Annotated in this window: 16 protein-coding genes and 1 tRNA gene; 6 read left to right on the top strand and 11 right to left on the bottom strand. The window is 41.1% G+C overall.

Translation table 11 applies throughout. The features are described from left to right. Window positions 1–23 precede the first annotated feature (23 nt). Window positions 24–2,708 carry an ankyrin repeat domain-containing protein gene (locus tag IPP74_04720; GenBank protein ID MBL0318581.1) on the bottom strand — a complete coding sequence of 895 codons (2,685 nt, stop codon included), beginning with the start codon at window positions 2,706–2,708 and terminating at the stop codon, window positions 24–26. Between the two features lie 232 nt (window positions 2,709–2,940). Between IPP74_04720 and IPP74_04715 the strand changes: the two genes are divergently transcribed. The 4 genes from IPP74_04715 to IPP74_04700 all read left to right on the top strand — a co-directional run bounded on the left by IPP74_04715 (window position 2,941) and on the right by IPP74_04700 (window position 5,088). Beyond that, a complete protein-coding gene (locus tag IPP74_04715; GenBank protein MBL0318580.1) occupies window positions 2,941–3,699 on the top strand; it encodes a LysM peptidoglycan-binding domain-containing protein in 759 nt (252 codons plus the stop codon). A 78-nt stretch (window positions 3,700–3,777) separates the two neighbouring features. After that, entirely contained in the window at window positions 3,778–4,422 is a 645-nt protein-coding gene (locus IPP74_04710) for a dephospho-CoA kinase (GenBank protein ID MBL0318579.1), read from the top strand. Between the two features lie 47 nt (window positions 4,423–4,469). Next, window positions 4,470–4,544, top strand: a tRNA-Glu gene (locus IPP74_04705). Between the two features lie 229 nt (window positions 4,545–4,773). Next, window positions 4,774–5,088, top strand: a complete 315-nt coding sequence (locus tag IPP74_04700) for a DUF1488 family protein (GenBank protein MBL0318578.1) — start codon at window positions 4,774–4,776, stop codon at window positions 5,086–5,088. A 66-nt stretch (window positions 5,089–5,154) separates the two neighbouring features. On the opposite strand, the gene IPP74_04695 is transcribed toward IPP74_04700, so the two are convergent. Both IPP74_04695 and IPP74_04690 read right to left on the bottom strand, forming a co-directional pair. Further along, on the bottom strand, window positions 5,155–6,372 hold the full coding sequence (locus IPP74_04695) for an IS256 family transposase (GenBank protein MBL0318577.1): 1,218 nt from the start codon (window positions 6,370–6,372) through the stop codon (window positions 5,155–5,157). 283 nt (window positions 6,373–6,655) lie between these two features. Then, window positions 6,656–7,327, bottom strand: coding sequence for a hypothetical protein (locus IPP74_04690; protein ID MBL0318576.1), 672 nt, complete (start codon window positions 7,325–7,327; stop codon window positions 6,656–6,658). Window positions 7,328–7,634: 307 nt separating this feature from the next. On the opposite strand from IPP74_04690, the gene IPP74_04685 reads away from it, so the two are divergent. After that, window positions 7,635–8,102, top strand: a complete 468-nt coding sequence (locus IPP74_04685) for a hypothetical protein (protein MBL0318575.1) — start codon at window positions 7,635–7,637, stop codon at window positions 8,100–8,102. A 73-nt stretch (window positions 8,103–8,175) separates the two neighbouring features. Here the strand turns inward: IPP74_04685 and IPP74_04680 are convergent, their stop codons facing one another. The 8 genes from IPP74_04680 to IPP74_04645 form a co-directional block, all read right to left on the bottom strand. Continuing rightward, on the bottom strand, window positions 8,176–8,649 hold the full coding sequence (locus IPP74_04680) for a terminase small subunit (protein MBL0318574.1): 474 nt from the start codon (window positions 8,647–8,649) through the stop codon (window positions 8,176–8,178). 26 nt (window positions 8,650–8,675) lie between these two features. Beyond that, complete coding sequence (locus tag IPP74_04675; GenBank protein MBL0318573.1) at window positions 8,676–9,080, bottom strand: hypothetical protein; 405 nt, start codon at window positions 9,078–9,080, stop codon at window positions 8,676–8,678. Between the two features lie 58 nt (window positions 9,081–9,138). Next, on the bottom strand, window positions 9,139–9,525 hold the full coding sequence (locus IPP74_04670; GenBank protein MBL0318572.1) for a terminase small subunit: 387 nt from the start codon (window positions 9,523–9,525) through the stop codon (window positions 9,139–9,141). A gap of 13 nt (window positions 9,526–9,538) precedes the next feature. After that, window positions 9,539–10,300, bottom strand: a complete 762-nt coding sequence (locus IPP74_04665) for a hypothetical protein (protein ID MBL0318571.1) — start codon at window positions 10,298–10,300, stop codon at window positions 9,539–9,541. Continuing rightward, window positions 10,297–12,915, bottom strand: coding sequence for a DUF927 domain-containing protein (locus IPP74_04660; protein ID MBL0318570.1), 2,619 nt, complete (start codon window positions 12,913–12,915; stop codon window positions 10,297–10,299). The genes IPP74_04665 and IPP74_04660 overlap by 4 nt, the downstream gene beginning before the upstream one ends. Window positions 12,916–13,107: 192 nt before the next feature. Continuing rightward, window positions 13,108–13,308 carry a transcriptional regulator gene (locus IPP74_04655; protein MBL0318569.1) on the bottom strand — a complete coding sequence of 67 codons (201 nt, stop codon included), beginning with the start codon at window positions 13,306–13,308 and terminating at the stop codon, window positions 13,108–13,110. Between the two features lie 100 nt (window positions 13,309–13,408). After that, window positions 13,409–14,572 carry a hypothetical protein gene (locus tag IPP74_04650; protein MBL0318568.1) on the bottom strand — a complete coding sequence of 388 codons (1,164 nt, stop codon included), beginning with the start codon at window positions 14,570–14,572 and terminating at the stop codon, window positions 13,409–13,411. Continuing rightward, window positions 14,569–15,864 carry a site-specific integrase gene (locus tag IPP74_04645; GenBank protein MBL0318567.1) on the bottom strand — a complete coding sequence of 432 codons (1,296 nt, stop codon included), beginning with the start codon at window positions 15,862–15,864 and terminating at the stop codon, window positions 14,569–14,571. Before IPP74_04645 ends, IPP74_04650 begins: the two co-directional genes overlap by 4 nt. A 1,018-nt stretch (window positions 15,865–16,882) precedes the next feature. On the opposite strand from IPP74_04645, the gene IPP74_04640 reads away from it, so the two are divergent. Then, complete coding sequence (locus IPP74_04640) at window positions 16,883–19,540, top strand: AMP-binding protein (GenBank protein MBL0318566.1); 2,658 nt, start codon at window positions 16,883–16,885, stop codon at window positions 19,538–19,540. Window positions 19,541–19,666: the final 126 nt, after the last annotated feature.

Here is a 19,666-nt window from a genome sequence, read left to right as displayed (position 1 = left end):
TATAATAAGTCTATCGATGTGCTTCAAATTGGTGTGCCAGCACGAGAGAGAGTCCTAAATTTAGAAGAAGGATCGCCACTTTGTTGATGGTTGTTGGCATCTCGTTCCTGAATTGATTTCAAGAGGATACCGGCGACATCAGCTTTGCCATTTGATTGTGCGTATTCAGCAGCACTTATTCCATTATACGTTTGATCGGGATGGGCACCATTTTCTAGCAGTTTGCTCACCATTTGTTTGCATCTTGTCTCCATTAAGTGATCGATAGCCAAATGCAGAGGCGGTTTTCCATCTGTTGTTTGTGCATTAGGGTCTGAACCATTTCTTACCAGATTGGTTATGCGGCGCACATCGCCCAATGTGATTGCAGTATGAAGTGGCGTATATCCCTGGGCATCATGGATGGTATGGAAGGTTGTTTCCTTACGCAACAACGCGACCATTGCATCATTTTGAGTCAACACAGCTAGATGCAGCAGAAGTTTCTGCGTTGACTTAATGGCTGGACTGTTCGTGAGTGCTGTTTCAACCTGTGCTTTATCCCCTTTCCACGTTGCATACAGTAGAGGTAAATGCAAAGATGGCTGAGTGTGCTGTAATTGTTCAATCTGTGCTTCGTTCATGGATGAAAACAGGGATCTTAAAACCGCGCTATGACCGAAAAGCGCAAGTAGTTCGATCTGTTTGATACCTGAAACGGTGTCGGTTTCAAATATTCTTTTTAGGCATTCGGGAGATTGGAAATAGACCTCAAGGAACCGTGGATCCCTTTGTTTTGCCAAAGAAAAAAAGAGGTTATTGTTCTCTTGGCGTTGGTTAATCTCCCAGATATTTCCAGGATAGGAGGCCAATAATGACCCAAACATTGCTGTATCCGTATGTTGCAAACAATAGAAAAGCGGAAGAAAGCTTAATCCATCACCTATTGTCTGCTGTAAAGGGTGGTGGGCTTGCAAGAAGCCGACCATATCATGGTTACGTTGAATAACGGCCAAATGCAAAGGGGTTATTTCACCAGCCTTGTAATTATCTAGACGCGGGTATTCCTCTAACAGTTTTTCATAGGCTTTTTGATCTCCATTCCAGGCGTAATAAAGCAATCTTGCTTTAGGTTGGAGTTGTTTAACGTCATCCTTGCGCAATAGGGAAAAGAATTGATTCAAGCGGCAGGATTCGCTGAAACGGCGTGCACTGTTTGCACAATTTTTTATTTTTTTTGGGTCCTGGCTTAACCCCAAAAGCGTTTTAGTTCCATCCAAATAGCCAATAATAACAGCAATATCCAGGGGTAAGTCACCGTTTTTATTTGCGACCAATGCAAGTGCAGGAGCGTGTTGAAGAATAAGCTCCATGAGTGCTGTTTGACGACAAATAACTGCCGTATGCAGGCAGTTATTTCCCTCGGCATCGATTTCGGTAAGTGGAAAGCCATAATTAATTAAATCCGTGGCAAAATCAGGGCTAAACCCTATGGCTGTGGACACATGGTTTGTTGTTATCCAGCCGTCAATCTGTTTTTGGCGATACGTCGATTGTTTCTCAGCCTTCTCTAACTCCTTCTTTGAAGACGATTTTAGTGTTTCCTGTACGGCCAGTATCTTTTCAGCAAAGGGGTAAAATGCGTGACTTTTTCGTTGTACAATGGCTGTGTGCAGTGCATATCTTACATAATTATATTGGGAATAAAGTTCAATCAGATCTGGTGATTTGGTTCGGTTTGTTCGTGAAAAGAACTTCCATAGATTGGTCCGCGATTCCTTATTCGAGGCTTGTTTTCTTTCAGATAATTTAGCCGACTCAGCTGTGCCAATGACCCCTTCTACGATACTTCTATCGGCATAAATTTTTATTAAATCAAAATAATGTGATTCCGTAGCCTTTACTGATGACGTGGCTGAGCGGATGTTGTCTTCTATATCGTTATACGTTTCTTTTGGTAGTATTGCAAACCATGGATGGTTCTTGCATGTCTCCAAAAACCCTTTGATATTGTTCCGGAAAAATTGTTCTATATCGTTGTTATTAGCAAGATACCGTGAAACTGGCTGTGAACGGTAATGGATCGGTTGAGTAGGATGCGAGGAGGGTTTTAAATAGAAACTGATTGATTCAAGGCAGGATGCAATAGAGATCGCTGATTCTTTCCAAATATTATTGCGCAAATCGCTAATGGCAAATTCTATGCGTTCATTTTCGCGCGTGATATAATCGGCATCACTATAAATAATCAAGGCAATATCGGTAGGAATGGTTTCTGACTGTTTTAATAAAGTTCCTCCAAAGCATGACGTGATACCCAATTGAAGTGGTCGAGTGGAAGATACGTGTTCAGGTTCAGCTAAATTACGCAAACTGTTTACGAGAGAAAGTGTTTGATTATCCTCTTCTAAAAAATCACAGGTATGAATAGTGGAGTCAACGGCATCTCCGTGTGCCAATAGAAACATAAACGTGTTGGAATTAATTTTACTTTTTAAATGCGTGGATAGTTCTTGTTGTGAAACTTTGTTATGGCCATTTCCCATGACACAGTAAGAAGTATCTGGATGTTCTTCGAGAAGTTTTATAAAAAATTTAAGGCTTAATTCATGAGCAGCTGCCCCAGGATTATCAGGTCCTACCAGTATGACATAGTCAAATGCCTTGCCTGGTGCAGGAATACGGTTAAAGTGAGCTAATTGTTTTGGGTTGTATTGAGTGTTTTTCATTGTTGATATCCTGAAATTAATCAAAACGTTACGGATACTATACTCGTTAATTGTGATTCTTATGTGATAATAAGATTAAGTCAGCTTGTTATTTCGATGGTTCATGCCCTCCTTAGAGAGTGCTCCCATCGCCCATATTACCGTACCTTATCCTCCATCACATTCGACCTTGCCTTTATCATCTAACAGCTGATAGCATCTTCATTACACGACAACAAGGGATTGAGGGACTATGACTAATGCTACACTTTCGAGTTGGAATGATTTAATTGATCTGTTGATCAGTTTTGAAGGATTTGAAACAAAAACGGCATATGATATGTATGGTATTCCTACCCTCGGCCATGGGTTTGCTTTGATTATTCTGGCACAGAAAAATCCGGCAATCTGGCAGATACGTTCGGATATTAACCTCCGTTTTGGTGAGGCAGGGATGCCGTTGTTGAATCAAGCAGGGCTTAATGTGTTGCTTGCCTGCGCTGCGGATCTAACGGCTGGTAAAAAAAATATCCGCGACCTTACTCCCATCGGCATAACAATCACCCGCCAGCAGGCAAGGGTCCTGGTTGAGTCGCATGTGCGCGAATTGGCTGCACAGGTAAGTTCCCGTTTAACCAATGCCTGGGACACGTTGGGTTGGGCCAAACGGGGAGGGTTGCTGCAATGGCTTTATGTACGTGGCATTGGCGCTTTGACCCAGGAATTGCAGAATGAATGGCGGCAGGGACACTTTTTTAAAGTGGCTGACGATATTGTCAAAAACTCACCGAAGGTGATTGCTTCGCGCAGCAAGCTGGCGGCTAATTTAATTGCTTACGGATCCTTTGACCGGCACGGTTTTTATTCAGTCAGACCCGGTGATACGCTGGGTTCTATTGCGGCACATTTGCGGCTTACACAGCAAGCGCTCCTGGATGCAAACGGCGCTTTAAAAGTCAATCCCCATAAACTTTCCATTGGCCAGGAACTTAAATTGCCGGTAGTGGCGTGAGATTTTTCTGGAAGTTAGTTTGCTAATCACGCTAGAATGGGTTCATCAAGGCAAGTGGGATGATACGTGGGAACACACATGCAGATCATTGGATTAACGGGTTCCATAGCGGTTGGTAAAAGCACGGTAGTGGAGTTGCTGCAGCACAAGCATATCCCGGTGTTTGATGCCGATAAAACCGTGCACCAGCTCTATGCTAAAGGAGGAAAGGCGGTAGCGTTTGTGGCGGCCTTAGTACCGACATCATTGTGCGATGGGGCGATTGACCGTGCTATTGTTAGCCAGGCGATCCTTAAAGATCCTACCTTATTGCGCAAAATTGAGCGGATTGTGCACCCCTTGGTGCAACTTGAAAAAAAACGGTTCCTGCAATGGGCACGTCGTACCCATCAGTCTCTCGTGGTTCTCGATATTCCCTTATTGCTTGAAAAAAACACCCCCGGGGCCTATGACCAGATTGTGGTCGTAACCTGTCCAACCGCTATTCAGGAAGAACGGGCCATGCGCCGCAAGGGCATGACACCAGAGAAATTTAAATCGATCCGTACCCAACAATTATCGGAATCCGAAAAGATAAAACGGGCCACCTATGTTATCGATACAGCCTCGACTAAAGCCAACACCGCGCACCAGGTGGAGGCGATGCTGAAGCAGTTTTTAGAGCATCCTTCGACAAAAAGAGTGGTCCTGAGACGAAAAAGGAATAAAAAGCCTCTTGATTAGTGAGAAGATTTGCTGTAAAAGTCTATCTCCCTATCGCCTTTTTATGTGACCCCTTCGTCTAGCGGTTAGGACATCACCCTTTCACGGTGGTAACACGGGTTCGATTCCCGTAGGGGTCACCATCTTTCTCCTTACAATTCAATGAGTTGGTGCCTTATCCCCCTGGGGGTAGGAGCGGTTTCGGTAATATTTCGGTATTATCCGTGGGAGAACTTTCATACACTTTAGTGCACAGAAAGCTTACCTAATCGGTTAGCTTGATCCCAATTGAGGGAACCAATTTACCATATATTAAGAAAAATGTGTCATGCTAAAGTTATGAGCATGAAAGAATGCAGAGGAGAAATTCATATGACACTTAGCTTCTTGGAAACACATGATGATGGCAGATATATTCCTAGTTCTCGATCAGTATGTTTCCATGCCGATGATGGAGATAGACATGTGCTTTTTCAAGTATCTGAGGAGGCATTGAGAGAATTGAATAAGCTAAGGGGTTCGCCATTGACAGTTAGCTTTGATGGTAGTGGTTATGAGGAAGCCTTTAGGCTTAACAAAGAACAGCTTCATAGGATCGCAAATGAGAAGTATAGAGAATCAGGTATCATGACCAATAATGAAGAGAATGTTACTGACATTTTGATCACTTCGAAAGATATTACGTAAATTTGTAAAAACATCTGGAATGCCCAGTTCTAAATTAGTCTCACTGAGACTGTTCATTAAACTGTGTCAAGCAATGTTAAGCTTGATTCTGCCATTAAAGTGGCAATTGAGCTGAGAAACGATAATAGCCCAATTAGCGACTGGCATGGTCCACTTTAGCAGAATCTTCTGATAGGCACAATAGACCAATTTGAGCAATGCATTTTCAGAAGTAAAAGCAGCTTTAGTTTTGGTATATTTGCGTATCATCCGATGTAATCCCTCTACAGCATTTGTGGTGTAGATGATTTTTCGGATATGGTTATCATATTTGAAGAAGTTGGATAATGCGTCCCAATTATTTTGCCAAGAGCGCAGGACAACGGGATATTTTTTACCCCATTTTTCATCGAGTTCGCTGAGTGCGTATTCAGCTTGCTCTTTAGATGTCGCCTGGTAGATGCGCTTAAGGTCGCTCATAAATACCTTCTGATCCTTGGTTGCAATATAGCGCATAGAGTTGCGGATTTGATGGATAATACAGAGCTGCACTTCTGTTTTGGGGAATAGGGAGTGGATGGCTTCTTGGAAGCCGGTTAAACCATCGACGCATGCAATTAAGATATCTTTGACACCCCTCTCTTTAAGGCTAGCAAGTACACCAGCCCAGAAGTGGGCACCTTCGGTGTCATTGATGTATAATCCCAGGATATCCTTTTTTCCTTCTGAAGTTACCCCTAGTAGAGAATAGATCGCCTTAGGGACAACTTTTCCCTCTTCTCGAACCTTAAAATGGACAGCATCAAGGTATAGCAGAGGGTAGACGGATTCGAGTGGGCGATGGCGCCATTCGTCCAATTCTGGGAGCAACCGGTCAGTAATTTGAGTGATAGCAGCGGACGATATTTCCACCTGGTAGATTTCCTCAAGATTAGAGCGTATATCAGAATAACTCATGCCATTAGCATAGAGGTTGAGTATTTTCTGATCGAGGTCATCAGTAAGAACCGTCTGTCGTTTCTTCACAAGCTGGGGCTCAAACGAGCCGTCACGGTCTCTGGGAGTAATGAGATCAAAAGCCCCAGAACTGCTTTTGATACGTTTCTTTGTATGGCCATTGCGTCTGTTACCTGGGCTATTCTCTTCGGATTCAAGGTGGGCAGCTAACTCCCCTTCAAGAGCAGCTTCCATGACGCGTTTGACCATAGGGGCCAAGGCTTCTTGGAGACCTTTGCCTGATTGAAGTAAAGCAAGTATCTCTTGTTCTGATGCAGATAATGATGGTATTGGTTTTCTTTTTGACATAGAGGTGTCCTTTAATAAAAGTTAGGTTCAGTCGCTGTTATGCATCGTTACGTTCGCTACGCTCACTACACGATGCATAACAGCTTTCTGCTTAACTTGCTATCAAGTGACACAGTTATTTAAACACTCCCGTCTCACTAGCGAGGCACTCCTCATTATTAAGTATCCTTGCCTTGCAACGCCTTAGAATCAATGCCTATTGAACATGTTAAGGAGTGAATTAATAAGAAAAGTAACCGCCAAGCAGTGATTCGGTGGCTACTTTTCTTAGGTGTTCTGCTTCTTAAACCAATATGATTTGGTCTTCAATTTTCTGAAACTTTTTTGCAGAGACATCGGCGTCCTGAGTGTATGGTGTCTCATAAACTCCTGGATACTGCTTTGCATATAACCCATGCGAAAGGACGCGTATTTCCCGTTTTGCTTCATCCACCAGTTTATCGCGTAACCACCTGGAGTGTTGGTGGTTTAGTTCAATTCCGGTAACTGTATCCAGTCGGACGATGATCATTTCTAGCACTTCATGAATAGCTTTAAACAAGGAAGCACTGACTTGGTATTTAGGATTGAGTGGTTGGAATTCATAACCTTGTTTATCTTTAAAACTTCGTAATGTTTGGGATATCCAGTGCAGAAAGAAGTTAGAAGCATCTGTACGTGCTATCATAGCAATGTTAATAGCTCCCTGTTCTGAGAATAGAAGCGCCTCTTTACCCTCTAATCCAATTGCTTGTGCCTTGACCATTTTAGTCATAGATGCATCGAAAAAGGACTTAAATTGATGGTACAGTTTTTCTGTTCTATTGTGATTGAAGCAACCCAGTGCTTTGCTTAATTGCCTTGCGGTAATCCAAGGTTTGTTATCAATTTCATAGAAGGTAAGATGAATGCCTCTAAATTTGAATAGGTGAGTAGGGGGGATGGTTTGGTTTTGAGATTGTGTATTATTAGCCATATGGCCTCCTTATGCTTTTGTTCAATGCATGAGCGATAACAGCAGAATTACTGGTATCGGGAGTTGAACACAGCGCATAAGTGCTGCGGGCGTATTTCCCTTGCGGGTATTATATTTCGCCCTCTCCCGACACAAAATGTGCAGGGCACAAAAAAACCGCATTGACTTTCGGGTGCGGCAACCGCTTATGCAAGAGTGTTCAGCTCTAAGTTTAGGGTATGCTAAGATTGGTTAAGAATCAATGTATTTAACCATGAGTTAATTGGAGGTTAATTGTTTTCATTTATGAATAAAGGGGGGGATTTTTATGTTGAAGATTTTTTCAGAGTATTTGGGGATTTTCACTGCATTGGGAATTGGAATACCAACTGTGGTAACTGCTATTATATGGGCGACCACACGTGTTAGAGAAAGGTATTGCTCAATACAGATCAAGCATCAACGCCTTGAGCCTCCTAAGACTCGATATTTCAATGCTCTGGTAGCGGCAAAAACTCCAGAAGATGTACGTAACAAGAAATTTCAAAGGGGGCAATTCTATATTATAAATACAGGTAAGGATAAATATCTTGATCGTTATGAAATATTCAACAAAGAAGATGTACAACTAGATAAGAAAGGCATAGAAAAGAATATTACAAATTCTGAGAGTGAATTGCCCTGCCAATTTGAGATACCTTCTGGTATAGAAGGTGGATACAAAGAAGTGTCAATAAAGCTCTATATCCGAGGATGGACAAAACCTAAAAAGTTTAAAATAAGCATAGTTCCATAATGATACCCAACCCATCATATCCTTCATATCGTTTTGTCCACCTAGTTTCATAATCTTTGTATCAAAAATGATTTCACTCTTCTGAAATACACAGTGGCTGAATTGGCTCAGCAAACCGCTTCCTTGCCTCTAAGATTCTATGAGCAATCAATACCTCACCTTCATGCTCTATCGTCTGGCGTTCCCCATATTTTCTTGGTGCGATTTTTGCGACATACCTTTTTAATGCATCTATCCTTAATTTGTCGCGCATTATCTTTTCAGGACTGTCGTTATTGGGGTCTCCATCCGCAATTTCAAGGATTTCTTCTGCATAGAAATCTGCCATCAGCTCGCGCGCGTATGCGTACCTGTCTGAAAACCCTTCTATGTTTTCTTTAATCCATTTATAAACAGTAGTCCTGGAAGGCATGTTATGATCCTGACAGATTTTCAGGAGGCATTCCCCGTTAATCATCCGTTGAATGATTTTATCTGCAATGGGAGCCACATAAGCGAGTGGCCTACCGTTAGGCTTCTTAATGGAAACGAGATTGTTTGAGGTCATAAAATTTTCTCCTATTATCATTTTGGTTAATTATCACGTACACGATTGACAGCATCTTGTAGGAGTGCAGCCAATCCTGGATTGTTTTCATGTTTAATTTCCTGCTTATCAACATATCCTGCTCGATTTTTGAGGTTAAAAATCAAGACTGCAGGATTGGCATTTATCTCACCTAAGGCAGCCTGTTTGGAAACAGCATCCCAATAAGCCACCGAGGCGGTTTCTGCTTTTTGAATAGTCGATTCGAATTCTGGACGTTTTGCCCATTCTTCAAATGTGGAGCGTGCAATTCCTAATTTGGTAGCAACCTGATTTCTTGTGCTGCCAGTTTTCATTTCATCCATGATGGTATTGCATATCTGTTCTATCGTTAACGGATAATCAGGGTGTAGGTATTTAGGGCGTGCCCCAAGTCTTTTATGTTTTGCCATTTGTTATTCCTTTATGAGTTATTGTTAATGAGACGGTGATTTCTGAATTGTGTGAACCTTATTTTTCGGGCGGGAAGTATCCGATATGTTTTCCAATGGCTGTCAGGGCAGCGATAGCTACGTTAAATTTTTTAGCCTCATGTGCGCGGTGGTATAAATCATCAAGTCGGCGCATTACATCATCTGAGGTAATTTGAATCCGTTCGATGCGCTCAATGATCAAAATATCGATAATTCCCACAATGCTAACATTTGCTAACAACCGTGCGGCCTGCTCATTGGCCGTCTTTCGGCTGTAACCTGCCCGCATTGCGGCCTTTGTGCCGTTTAAATCAACCATATACTCATGACAAAAACAAAGTTGCTTTGGGGTAAGTTTTGGTAAGTTTTTAGGGATAGATGCTAAGGTAGATGACAAGGTGTTTGGCAAGGTTGAATTTGCCATAAAAGATGTCTTTTTAGTCATGGTCATTTCCTCCGTGTTCATGAATATTCCAGATTAATGTTTGCTCGTTTTCAAATAGAGACTGCTTTTGAAATATCTGAAGTGCTCCAGTAAAGGTGCGAATGGTAATAGACGAATCTTTGATTTCATAGAACGCTTCATCTCCCAACAGATAGAGTAAGCCCATTTGCTCACAGCGCTTATCGGTGCAAGTGCGATGCACACCAAAGATATCAATAACCGTCCATCGATGTTTGGTAAGGTCATGTACATGTTTATCAAGTAAGATGCCCGTGTTATTGGTAATCTTTTGCCAGCGTTGACGCGGAATAGAAGGGGGCGCTTCCATATACTCTAAGCGGGCGAAGGCTTCTGCCCATTCTCTTGGTATGTTGGCCTCATATTCGATAAAAGCCGCTCTTTCCTCTATGTCTATCGATAAGTAGCTAAGCTCTTTTACCTGTTCCTTCTTCTTGATGGGTAACGTGTGTAACATGGGTAACACATCTTTTGAAGCCTTGTTTTTAAAGGGTTCTATGAGTGTGCTGCCGTTACCCATATCGTTTTCATCATGAGTAACATGGGTAACAGAATAGGTGGGGTTTGTTACTCGTGTTCCACATTGACTTTGGGGAATGGGTAACGATTCCGAATCACTGCAACGATTGAAATGATTAGGTTTAACGGGTTCTGTTACCCGCGTTACCCCTGTTACCCGTGAATTGGGGGAAGCAGGTAAGTGCGATAGGAAAATATCTGCAAAATTATCGATCATGCGGTGACCTCCATATCGGCATCAGCCATCATGCTGGAAGTGAAACAGTACATTTTCTTTACCCCGACTTCTGGAAGCCGCTGATTCTTCACAAATCGATTCCCATCACCTGGAACAAGCATCTTCAATTTAACCAGCTCATGACACATTGCTTTATGATCCATGCCCTTACAGATTTCCTTTTGGAACACTTGGGGGTAGACGAAGAATTCGTAATGTCCTTCGTGGTTCTTACGTTTGAATCCTGCCTGGTTGATAATGCGGTTTTCCTTGTTAAAAATATCTTCCATCGTCGCAAAGCGACTGGCGGCATTGCTTTCAAAGAATGCACGAATATGGGCAATACCTTGTTCTGATTCTAAGGACGCAACAGACCCCCTATCATCCAGCCATGCTTTAAAGCAAGTTCCTACCGCTTGTATGACTTCACCTTGATTATAAGGTAACACACCAATTTGGATGGCAAGCTCACCTGCTGTAGCAACCAAGGCAAAGCGGCCAGCAACACGGCTGACTTGACCGTCTGCATTGTCAGGAACAAACGCTATTTGGAAAGCTTTCCTTGCTCCATTTAGTTGTTCAACAAGTTTATCTTTATGGGCAACAATATGCGTTAGAAATTCCCTAATTGCGGTGCCATAGTGGTGAGTAGCAGCTTCCTTTAAATGGGAGGATAACGCATCACCAGAGGCAAAACCATTCAGCGTGTCAAAGATTCCATGCTCACTGGCGATATCGGCGGGTATGTCTACCAACCGCACTTGCATACCGGCTTGAACACGTTTGCCACCCTCATTGATCTTATCGGATAAGGATATCTCACCCGTAGATAAGAACAACAAACGCCACTCATGGGCTTTGCGTAGCCCACCCCTAGATTTTGAGCGGTTCTTACCGGTACCGTTGGTCAGCATGTAGGATACTTCCCCTGCTTCCCTTCCATCAATTTGGCCTAATTCATCCAGGCATAACAGGCAATCATTATGAGCTTCTGCCACGGCTTCAAGGGCATTGCTGGTAGAACGCCAGCTTTGAATAAACCCATTATTGCTACCACCGCCCCACACACTTCCAGCCACTACCAGTGAAGTGCTCTTACCTGAAGAACTTTTACCTTTCAGGTTAAAACCGCCGCTTTCTGAACCTGTGATATGAAGCAGCGGTGCTGCGAAAGCGCATGATAGACCAAATACCAACCGGCTATTGCCTCTTGATGGAATAGCCACTGCTTGCTGCCATGATTCAAGTGTGCCCTTTGTTTTGAAGGTACGAAAATTGTGACTATCGCTTTGCAGATATAAGGGTTCAGTATCGGGAAACACTCTATCCGGCAACACAAACCGAGAAGCTCCATGCCAACCAATACGGGAAGTGCATTTTGCCCGCATAGTTGGGTTGGCCGTTTGGATGTATTCATTCAGGCGGTTACGGTTAGAGGTGCTGGTAGAGACGTTTAATCCAAGATGCATAAGTTGAGCGCGTAAATCAACGCTTTCACCCGCCAACATGCTAAGTGGCATTGTCCATTTGTGAGTGGTGCCGTCAGGGTCTTTCCATTCAAGCAACTTGCCCCAGTTCTCACCAGTTTCTTCTCTGACATGTGCTTTGACATACAAAGGAGAGCATATCCAATAGGATGTATCTTCATTCTGTTGATAGTATAGTCCGTCTTTGCGCATGAAGAAGCCACGGGGCATGGCTGTAGCTGGCTCTTTGGTAGGTGGTGGAGGAGGTGTATGAGTAAGTTGCTTTCTTACTTCATCCGATCCAACCAGACAATGCAGGTCGTTAAAGTCTGTAGGCTTATCCCTTTTTACGGTGTCCGGAAATTGCGGGAGGACAATCATACATCCATGTTTGGCAGCCGCTTCTTCTGCTTTTTCTTTTCCGGTATTACGCTCTTTCCATTGGTCATTATCCGCGGCAATAGTGATAGGGGATTGAGAATATTTATTCTTAATGGCTTTAATAACAGGCTCCAAGTTTCCAGCATCAAAGGCAATGACGGTTGTTATGCCTGTTGCCATATATACCGATGCACCGGTTGCGTAACCTTCTACACAAAAGAATGGCTTGCCATCTTCAAGTGTACCAATCACATGGAAGCAACATTGCTTCTTTCCGCCTGCAAAAAATCGCTTATCACCATTATTAAAAATGCGCTGAAAGCTCCATATTTTTCCATCAATATCCCTGACTGGAATAATGATTTGATTTCTTGAGAATCGAATTCCAAAGGCATCAACCTTCTTTCTTTGAAGATAAGATGATCCTCCTGTCTCCGACAACTTAAACCATATTTTAGCAGTTTTCTTTGAGGTTTCTTCATATGTCTTAAGAATTCCCTCAGCCCTTAACGCGTCTTGTTCTTTCCGTATTTTGCGCTCAGATTGAGTTACTACCTCACCATTATCGATGCTCCATCCCTTTTCTATAGCTTGGGAAAAATCTCCATAAGACCCATAATTGCCATGAAATATATACCAGGCACTTCTTGATTTTTTACGTATCCCTGAATGAAAGAATTTATGAAATTTTCCATCAGCAATAATGGGATCATGACAAATAACCCCATTTCGCAACATGGCTTCTTTAAACAATTGGCTATTGTCCATGAGTGCCTCCATTTACTGGTATGTTGCGAAGAACTTGATGAATGAGTTTATGTAAAGGTTGCCAGCCATCCGGTTCAAGCGGCTGTTGACTTCTTCTGTTATCCAGATTAAGACTTGATATACGAACTATTCTATCCCCGTGGTTTTGCTGGCAGGCAACACGGGGGTTTTTTGTATTAATTGGAGGCCTCATTACATGCCTCCTTTAGCAGAGCGTTCGATGAGCTTTTCTATCCAATCATGAGCAGACTGAGTTGGTATAAGTGTTCTTCGTCCGGCCTTAATGGTAGTTGGTGCCCATCCTTCTGATATTGATTTATAAAAAAGGGAGCGACTGATATTTGCCTGTTGGCAAAATTCGGGGATGGTTAGGGTTAGTTTAGCTGTATTCATGTTAAAACTCCTACATTGGTTGAGATACAAGTAGGAGCTTACCAGCGCGTTCGTGAACAAGCGAATGCTTAGAGGACAGTTTTATGAGTCTGAAGAGAAGTCATAAACCTGCAGGGTTCGTATTTATAGGATTTTCTATCCACAGGGGAGCAGGTAAAGTTGGTTTTTTACCTTCAATCCAAGAATTGATAATATTAAATATCCAACTTTCAGCCCGATCTATTTTAAATCCTTCTAGGATAGGTGGGATAAAACGTAGCACTTCGCCCTTATAAACATTGTCGCTTCCCGAACGGCTCACTTTTGGTTCTTTTCCAGTTATTGTGTAGTAAAGGTTACATAAGTTAACAACAAAATGTTCTGCTGTTTTGTCTACACCTTTTCCTACTCTACTATGTCCATCTTTTGGTTTTTTAATTTTTTGGTCATTCTTAACTAAAGCCATATCCACGCACGAATCTAACCATTTAAGATCAGGCATATTTTTTAGTCGGATTATACCTCCAAAATATTTATAATTCTCATTATCATCGACTTTAATGTTGGTAGGTGAATATATCCATGGGTATCCACCGTCTTTAGTAGCTATTTCTTCAGCACAGGTGGAAAGCAGTTGGGCACAAGCAAGTTGTTCATCTGCTTTGTGAGAAAAAAAGAAATTAATGTCACTGTCAAGTGGAAGCAAGGTGTTTTCTAATGTCTTAGATAATTGAAATATTGCTCGCTTTAATGAAAGTAGCTTATCACGGATATTAGGTTCCTTTACTTTTTGAGGGGCTGCTTTGTGAGCTCCTCTAATCAAATTCCGGAGATGATGCTTTCTTTTGTTTTTCCAGAGCATTTTTTCTTCTTGGCTAATCGGAAGGTTGTCGCATAGGTTGCTTAAAAGATGGTCAGATAGTTTTTTCTCTAACTGGTCTCTAGGATACAGAGGTGCATATATTTTTTCTTCCAGGTTTCCTCGATCAATCATCTCATCTACTATCATGGTGGGGGCAATACCTGGTAACATGTGATATATCGTTCGGTACCCAGCCAAAATTACATTTCGCGCATCCTCTCGAAACTCGCTGGAGCTATCAAGCGTATATTCAGAACCAGGCCAACGGTGGCTGTATATTTCATATAGCAGCTTATTATTATCTTTAATTAGGAATGTGGTAAATTCTTCTAAATTTAAAGAGCCAGAAGCAATCAGATTCAAAGCATCTGCAAGATAGCTATTTACTCCTCGATTGTCTGAGCTAGCCAGATCAGTACTCATTTGATACCTCGTTTCAAGTTAACGACATTGTTTTGGTGTACAATCCCCAGTTCAGGCAACTTAGCCCGTATAGTATCGGCCACGTAATCAGGGCAAAGATGGGCGTAATGGCGTTCACACACGCGAGTATCAGAATGGCCTAACTGGGTAGCTATAATTGCCATTGATACACCCTGCATGGCTAATTGGCTTGCGTGAGAATGACGTAAGATATGGAATGAAATAGCTGGTTTAATATGGGCATGTTTACACGCTTCGTTTAAGCGTCTTGCCTGATGGGATTTGCCCCATGGTTCTTGGTCGTTCTCTCTCAGGAAAATAAAGTCTTCACCTTTCTTTCCATTGGTGTGCTGTTGAAAGAAACGCTGGCCTTCCTGCGTTAGCACCACTCTACGGGGTTTACCGCTTTTGCTTTCCCGTACCAATAGTGTACCGCTATCACTGTGGAAATCATTGCTGGTAAGTCGGGTTAATTCACCATAACGACAACCGGTGAACAGGGCAGCGGTCACCATGCTTCTAAAATCAGGGTCACAGGCGTTAATTAAGCGAATGCATTCATCTTTGTTCAGATAACGTATGGTTGGACTGTCAACATTATGGAAAGGCTTAACCTTACGCCATGCTTCATCACTCGCTACATAACCTTCACGGAAAGCATGATTGAGGGCGGCCTTTAAGATGGTTAGGATGCGGTTGACGGTTGATTTTCTGCGTCTGAGAGAATCAGGATCATCACCCATTTTATCATAGTTGACGACTTCCCCTTTACGGCTACGCAATCGGGGAGGGGTAATGGCAAGTTTGTTCCTCCAGGTTGTTATGGCCTTAGGGGTTATTTTGGTTAGCTCAATATTCCCTAATTCTGGCTTGATCTGAGTTTCAATTGTACCGGCAGTATAGCTATAGGATTTTCGTTCATGTTTAAACCAAGCAAGATAGTCATCAAGGGCGTTAGCAACGGTGTATTTCTTTCCATAGGAGTTATCGATCCCAGCATCAATGCGTGATTGCTTATTAAACCATTCCCTGGATTTTTCTTGGGCTTGAGAGAAAGAAAGTATTTTCAAGCCATCAGCGTCAATCACATCGTCAGTGACACCAAGGGTTGTCTTAACATATTTTTTGTTTTCTTTTCGGTATCGCGCAATCCATGTTGAGCCGGTTGAGCCTTTATAATATCCGATATGCAATCCCTGGTCGATCCCCTTCCAGTAGGGCTCAAGGTTTACCTCAAGCTTCAATCGAGCAGCCCTGCTTTCCAGTTTCGTATCCCGTACCGTGCGTGCCATATGATACCTTTTTGTTTCGGTAATATTTCGGTACTATACATGGAAAAATTTTGGTGCACAACAGAAAACAATAATAGATATTATCCATATAGATCAATTGATTGTGGCTGTATCGTGAAGTCCACACAAGTCAACTTTACAGCCCTTTCACGGTGGTAACACGGGTTCGATTCCCGTAGGGGTCACCACTTTTTTTTTCATTGTAATTCAATGAGTTAAAGAAAGTGGTCCCGGAGGTGGTGAAGCGGTTTCCCCCAATTTTTCCCCATTAAACAGCCGAAAATAACTATGCACTTTTACGAAGTGTTGCAGACAAATGCGCTGTAACCGCCTTTTAACCATGAGGTTTGATAGTTACCGTCCGTTAACCAATGTGAGTTGGGTTTGGTTTATAAGGAGGGAGATTGGTTATGGGAAAGAATCAGCATGTTGTTTTTCGTGATTGTGAAGCTTTATTGATAAAAAGCCAATAAAATCAAGACCGCCCAACGAGCTTGAGGCTCTGCGTTTATTATTTATGAATGGCGAAATCGCTCTGGTACCGTTAGTTCGAGACAGCGATAGATCGGTGGTATCTCCTTAGGCATATCAGTATTCATGGCATATGTTTCTCTGCGGCTCATGATTTTAACAGTCGTGATCCGTTCCAAAAGTTCATGCAATTGCTCAAGAGGGAGATGGCAGTCCGCTTGTTTCATCCCCCATTCCACGGTTTTGAATGGGACTAAGGCCATGTTTGCTAATGGGAAATGTTTGCTCCACAAAGGCACTGAAGGCCGTGTGTAAGGGGGAGGAGGGGTAGGGGCGAAAAAAGTTCCAAAGTCGAGAGTGCAAAAGCAATATTAGATCGTATCTACGAGAAACGTAGAATACACCTGAAATCATCATAAGTTTTTTCAAGAAAGGCGAAGTGCCGCACGTAGTATAGTGCTGATTTATTGTCTTGGGTTATGTGTATATTGACGATATGTGGTTTTTGCTATAATATAATTTAAATTAAATAAATAATTATTATATTATGAAACTTAAAGCAGATAAGACCAATCTTGCCTTGGTCAGAAAATTTGAGGATACAGCAGAATCGTTTTCTGAAAAAACAGCTGTAATACACAATCATACCCCAATAAGCTATAAAGAGCTAAACGAACGTGCAAATAAACTAGCACGGCTGCTTAATGATAAGAATCAAAGTAATCATGTCATAGGTATTAGCGGCACAGATAAGTTTAATATGTTAATCGGTCAATTAGCTATTCTTAAAATTAATAGCACATTCGTTGTTCTTAATGATAAAGATCCAGAAAAAAGAACTAATTTTATCATTAAGGACTCTAATATTTCAATGGTTTTATACTGTGATTCTGAGAAGACCTCCCAATCTTTAAAAGATTTAGAGCAGATAAAGATACCAGAAATTGATTTATCCCACTACAGCAATAATAACATAAACTATACTACCACAGCTCCGAGCCCTGCTTACCTATTATATACATCAGGCTCAACAGGTAACAACCCTAAGGGGGTTATTCAGACACAAGAAAATATTGTTCATCAAATAGAGCGTTATACCCGAGACCTAAAAATAGGCGCTACAGATAGTTTATTTCAATTAGCCACTTTTGCTCATGATCAAGCTATCGTTGATATATATGGAGCTTTATTAAATGGTGCTACACTTGTGCTGCATGAATCTTTACTAGACAGGAACGCTATTCTTAGTAGTATTAATGATAATAAAGTAACTATTTTTAGTTCTATCCCTTCAATGTTTTCATTAATATTTGAGGATGCATCTGGAAGTTTTCCTCCATATCTTAGAGTTATTACTATCGGCGGAGAAGAAACGACATTAGAGCATGCTAAATTATTTCAAAAAATAGCTAGCCCTCATTGTGAGCTCATTAATGGATATGGTGCCACTGAGTGTTCCTGGGTTTCTTCCTATACCATTACCACAGAAACGGATCTCCATCGATTCACCTCTTTTCCTTTGGGGGCAATTACTGAAGGGCTCGACTATCTTATTGACGGATCAGGCAACTATCCTGAAGGAGGCGAGTTACTTATTTCAGGACCAGGAGTATCTCCGGGTTATCATAATAATGATAAAGAGAATAAAAAATCGTTTACTATAAAAGAAGGAAAAACCTATTATAAAACTGGCGACATTGTTGAAAAGAGTAAATCAGCAGAAGACTTACAGTTTATAGGGCGCGCTACCTGGCATGAAAAAATTAGGGGTAAACGTGTAAATATTAAAGGAATTGAAGATTTATTAACTGAAAAATTAAAAACACGATGCTTTGTCATTGCCGTAGGAACGGGGATTGATAAAAAGCTCATTGCTCTGTATCACAATAAAGAGAATATTGAAATAACGAATGATTATTTGCTTGGAGAATTATCCGGAATGATGGTATCAGATGTAATACCCATATCTGATATACCTTGTTTGGCAAATGGAAAAGTGAACCGAAACGCATTAAAAGAAGCTATTCCTCAGAAATATTTATCAAAAACACCAAGTGGCCTAGTTAAAAATGATGATCATTATAATTCTCTCGAAACTATAGGTGATTTAATTGAAAAAAGTTGGAAGAATATGTTTGGTGATGCTAATCCCGAAATATTTAACCGTACATTTTTACAGCTTGGAGGAAATTCTCTTCAAGCAATGCAATTAAAAAATGTTTTATCTACTTATTATGAAAAGACTTTTTTTCAAGCCATCGATATTCCCCTATCAATTATCTATAATAGCAATATTGATGATCTAATTTTTCAAATTAGAAAGTTATTTGTAATATGTGACATAGAATCAAATGACCCTATCATTCAAAAAGTGAGCATCCAGCTCCCTTATTTCGAAGTATCAGGGCTATACGCTGAATGTTTCGAGTCTAAAAATGTTCATTCTTTAATTATGAATGATGCATCTTTGCTCATATTAGTAGAATATTATAATAAAAAGTATAATATAAATATTTGCCACTGCTTGAGTAGCGAAGATTTTATAAACAAAATATATAAATTTTCTAAAACTGATAAGTCGTTGCAGGTTGGTCTTACTTTTCCAGTAACAAATATTGCAAATGCGCATCCGGTATCATGTATACTAAGTGTAAAAGAAGGTAGTATAAAATTGCTTTTTTCGAATTCCGCTGGAAATGATAATCATTACCATGAAAAAATTATGGGAATTGTTTATGAAATGAAGGATACGGCTCCTGAGGTCTATGAATTATTTAATAAAATTCAGTTTGTAAAAGGCAACATAATCAGGCAAGATGATTTTGTTTCCTGTAGTCTAGATGCGATTCTATTTCTTAAAAATGCGCTTAGTCATGGTGTTGTACACGACCGTATTATAAGTGATGATGAAGGCAATGTCACAAATCTACCTCCTGAATTTTTAAAAACTGCCCAAGCAGATTTACCACAGTATGTCTCATGTGATCAGTCATTTAATGGAAAAGAAGGAAAAAACCTAAATACCCATTTGTTAAAGCACTCAAGGAACATTGTTTTTGAGCCAGTAAACAAGTCAAGTATAAATAAACCTCTCACGATAGAATCAAAATGCTATTTATATAATAAGGTAGGAAAATTCGTTAGTATTATAAATGAAGCTTTTCAGAGTAAGAATGATCCAAATGTATCAAAGATACAGAGGTAATTTTGTAGAAAGGAAAAGTTTTCACCCCAGCGCAAGTGGCAATGGCATTAAGTTGATACCATGACCCCCATACTTGGTTTTTTAGGGGGGGCTCCTCATACATGAAGATATAAGATTTTATGTTTG

This window comes from Alphaproteobacteria bacterium, assembly GCA_016722515.1.
GTDB lineage: Bacteria > Pseudomonadota > Alphaproteobacteria > Rickettsiales > JADKJE01 > JADKJE01.
Note: the sequence above shows the minus strand (reverse complement) of the source record. Positions and strands in the feature narration are given on the sequence as shown.

Bases quoted from the DNA above. Each gene is read 5' to 3' on its own strand.
- IPP74_04720 (MBL0318581.1), bottom strand. From the start codon at position 2,708: ATGAAAAACACTCAATACAACCCAAAACAATTAGCTCACTTTAACCGT.
- IPP74_04715 (MBL0318580.1), top strand. From the start codon at position 2,941: ATGACTAATGCTACACTTTCGAGTTGGAATGATTTAATTGATCTGTTG.
- IPP74_04710 (MBL0318579.1), top strand. From the start codon at position 3,778: ATGCAGATCATTGGATTAACGGGTTCCATAGCGGTTGGTAAAAGCACG.
- IPP74_04700 (MBL0318578.1), top strand. From the start codon at position 4,774: ATGACACTTAGCTTCTTGGAAACACATGATGATGGCAGATATATTCCT.
- IPP74_04695 (MBL0318577.1), bottom strand. From the start codon at position 6,372: ATGTCAAAAAGAAAACCAATACCATCATTATCTGCATCAGAACAAGAG.
- IPP74_04690 (MBL0318576.1), bottom strand. From the start codon at position 7,327: ATGGCTAATAATACACAATCTCAAAACCAAACCATCCCCCCTACTCAC.
- IPP74_04685 (MBL0318575.1), top strand. From the start codon at position 7,635: ATGTTGAAGATTTTTTCAGAGTATTTGGGGATTTTCACTGCATTGGGA.
- IPP74_04680 (MBL0318574.1), bottom strand. From the start codon at position 8,649: ATGACCTCAAACAATCTCGTTTCCATTAAGAAGCCTAACGGTAGGCCA.
- IPP74_04675 (MBL0318573.1), bottom strand. From the start codon at position 9,080: ATGGCAAAACATAAAAGACTTGGGGCACGCCCTAAATACCTACACCCT.
- IPP74_04670 (MBL0318572.1), bottom strand. From the start codon at position 9,525: ATGGCAAATTCAACCTTGCCAAACACCTTGTCATCTACCTTAGCATCT.
- IPP74_04665 (MBL0318571.1), bottom strand. From the start codon at position 10,300: ATGATCGATAATTTTGCAGATATTTTCCTATCGCACTTACCTGCTTCC.
- IPP74_04660 (MBL0318570.1), bottom strand. From the start codon at position 12,915: ATGGACAATAGCCAATTGTTTAAAGAAGCCATGTTGCGAAATGGGGTT.
- IPP74_04655 (MBL0318569.1), bottom strand. From the start codon at position 13,308: ATGAATACAGCTAAACTAACCCTAACCATCCCCGAATTTTGCCAACAG.
- IPP74_04650 (MBL0318568.1), bottom strand. From the start codon at position 14,572: ATGAGTACTGATCTGGCTAGCTCAGACAATCGAGGAGTAAATAGCTAT.
- IPP74_04645 (MBL0318567.1), bottom strand. From the start codon at position 15,864: ATGGCACGCACGGTACGGGATACGAAACTGGAAAGCAGGGCTGCTCGA.
- IPP74_04640 (MBL0318566.1), top strand. From the start codon at position 16,883: ATGAAACTTAAAGCAGATAAGACCAATCTTGCCTTGGTCAGAAAATTT.